Below are 2676 nucleotides of genomic sequence, written 5' to 3' on the forward strand. Positions count from 1 at the left end.
CAACAATTAAAAGAAGCGTAACCTGTTCGATGCGAACAGGTTTTTTTATTTGGATAATTTTTTATTTTTCTGTTCATAATGTTAACGTTACATTATTAAAAAAGCGAGGGATACATATGGCTGACAAAAAGAAACGCGATAAAACAAAAAGTACGCTCTCTAGCGCACAAGAAGTGACCTATGCCCGCGACTTTAAGCGTGCCGATCAAGCGGGCGGATTCACCGACAAACATGCACGTCATTAACAACATTCTCCATTCATTTTTTTCGCTATTCGTCACATGCTAGTAGCGAAATAAGTGAAAAGGAGGCGAAAGTGATGGGTCGTTCACGCGGTCAAAAAGCACGCGATAAAAACAAGGCGACGATGCCACAAGTGCCAAAGACGATGAAATCAGACGGACATGATGTAGAGTTTTCAGCGGAATTTGCTGATCATGAAGATTTAGAAGCGCAAGCTCGCGTCGAAGCAGCTGGCATTCGCCAAAATAAAAGAAGAAAATCTTAAAAGATGAAGAAGGTGTCCGAATGTCGGGACACCTTCTTTCCTAACCTCGTAACTCGTACTACACTCTAAACTTCGCCACTTCACTTCTTAATTTCTCGGCCATTTCAGCTAGCGATGTAGCTGCGGACGTGATTTCTTCACTAGAAGCGAGCTGTTCTTCAGAGGAAGCAGAAATTTCAGCCGTCCGCTCAACGAATCGTTTCGCAATCGATGATACTTCGTCCATGGAAGCATGTACTTGATGAACACCTGCCGACATTTGCTCTGAAATGGCTGATAGCTCTTGAATTTGAGCATTCACATCTTCAATCGAACGCAAAATACGCGCAAAAAACGTTCCTGTCTCTTCAACTAACTTCGTTCCTTGTTTTACTTCCTCCGTTCCTTTTCCAACAATATGAACAACGTGTCCTGTATTTTGTTGAATCGTTTCAATTAATTGCGCAATTTGATTTGCTGATTCGCGTGACTGTTCGGCTAGTTTACGCACTTCATCCGCTACAACCGCAAACCCTTTGCCATGTTCCCCTGCGCGCGCTGCTTCAATGGCTGCGTTCAACGCCAATAAGTTCGTTTGCTCCGCAATGCCAACGATGACATCAACAATTTTTCCGATTTGAGCTGATTTTTCGTTTAACTCTTTAATCACCATATTCGTTTCATTCGTTGATTGATTAATTGTATTCATTTGTACAACGACTTTTTGTAAATACTGCTGTCCGACCGTCGCTTGTTTTGTTGTCTCTGTCGCAGAGCTTGCTACTGACGTTGCGGTTTGAGCCATTCGTTCAATGGCTGTTGCCATTTCACCAACCGCTTGCACGCTTTCTTCCGCGCGTTTTCCTTGCATTTCTGCCCCTTGAGCCACTTCCTGAATCGATGCTGTTACTTCTTCTGTCGCTGCATTTGCTTGTTGGGCGCTTGCCGTTAATTCTTCCGCAGACGCGGACACATGCTCGGCCGCCGTACTTACTTGTTGAATGAGCTGTTTCAAATGATGAACCATTTGATTAAATGCTTGTGCTAGTTCCCCAATTTCATCACGATTAGCAACGTGAATATCATCGAGCAACAAATCACCATCAGCAATTTTTTTCGCATAGTCGGAAATTTGTTTAACTGGTCGCGCAATTTTTTCGCTTATATAAAGCGCAATAGCCATACTGACAAGAAAAACGACACCGACTGTAATTAGCGTCATATACTTCATTTGTTTTGCTTGTTGTGACAACATCGCGCTCATTTGCTGCAAATGCTTCTCTTGTACTGCCCGCGCTTGCGCCCCTGCTTCTGTCACTTCTAACGTAATTGCATTTCCTCTTTCCTTCATAAGTCGGGAAATTTCATCCATTTGGCCTTGCCGTTTAAACTCCATCGCTTGTTTCGCAATATCGCGATATTCTTGTTCTGCTTTCACTAGACGTTCGATCGCTTGTTTTCCTTCGCCCTCTAGCTTGAGTGCTGCAATTTTCTTTTCGTTCTCTGAAAACTCGCTAGCCGCCTGCTCAAACGCCGCTAAACTTTCAGGGCTTCCGTTAATTAAAAACCCTCGCACAGCAATTTGTTCACGCAACACCGCATTTTGCATATTCGTGACAAGGTTAATGCGCTCGAAGCCTTCTTTCATCGCATCGGAATATTGCTTGTCGATTTGTTCTAATCGATTATATGTAAGCATACTTACGACGACGAATAACAACAATACGGAAAGAAACGTCGCGACTAATTTTTTTCTTACCGTTAACTTCATGATGATTCCCCCTATGATGTGATAAATAAAATAAAAAGCTGCCTAAAATAAATGAAAAGGCAGCTATAGTTCCCCAATAAAACCTTCTTACTATTTCCTTACAAGAAGGGCAACTGGCTGGCATATCTATTGTGCATAGACGTAGCCCCTATAGCTTTGCGCCCTACCCTTTCGAGTAGTTTGCCGATTATTCAATTTTTTACATTTTCATCTTAACATAGCAACTAAGAAAAAGGAAGTACGAAATGATGACTAAAACGGAAACTTTATATGATGTCAACGCCAAAACCAAATTTTTAACTTTTTATCCAAAAATATTTTTCTTTTTTTTGAACATTTTATTTGTGATATTTTTCTCAAATAAAATGCATGCTACATTACATATGTACAGACCAAAAAATCCCTTTTTGCCTAGAAG

The 2676-nt window shown here is 41.4% G+C and carries 3 protein-coding genes and 1 riboswitch; of the genes, 2 read left to right on the forward strand and 1 reads right to left on the reverse strand.

Annotation, left to right across the window (positions count from 1 at the left end; genetic code table 11):
• Positions 1-116: 116 nt before the first annotated feature.
• Positions 117-245 (forward strand): YfhE family protein, encoded by a 129-nt coding sequence (locus V7Z64_RS12895; RefSeq protein WP_297992112.1) that lies wholly within the window; start codon positions 117-119, stop codon positions 243-245.
• 74 nt (positions 246-319) lie between these two features.
• Positions 320-508 carry a YfhD family protein gene (locus V7Z64_RS12900; protein WP_297992114.1) on the forward strand — a complete coding sequence of 63 codons (189 nt, stop codon included), beginning with the start codon at positions 320-322 and terminating at the stop codon, positions 506-508.
• A 58-nt stretch (positions 509-566) separates the two neighbouring features.
• Here V7Z64_RS12900 and V7Z64_RS12905 read toward each other — a convergent pair whose 3' ends face one another.
• Positions 567-2258, reverse strand: a complete 1692-nt coding sequence (locus V7Z64_RS12905; protein ID WP_297992116.1) for a methyl-accepting chemotaxis protein — start codon at positions 2256-2258, stop codon at positions 567-569.
• A 105-nt stretch (positions 2259-2363) separates the two neighbouring features.
• Positions 2364-2453: riboswitch (cyclic di-GMP riboswitch) on the reverse strand.
• Positions 2454-2676: the final 223 nt, after the last annotated feature.

The sequence above is a fragment of the Anoxybacillus sp. genome (genome assembly GCF_036834105.1).
GTDB lineage: Bacteria > Bacillota > Bacilli > Bacillales > Anoxybacillaceae > Anoxybacillus.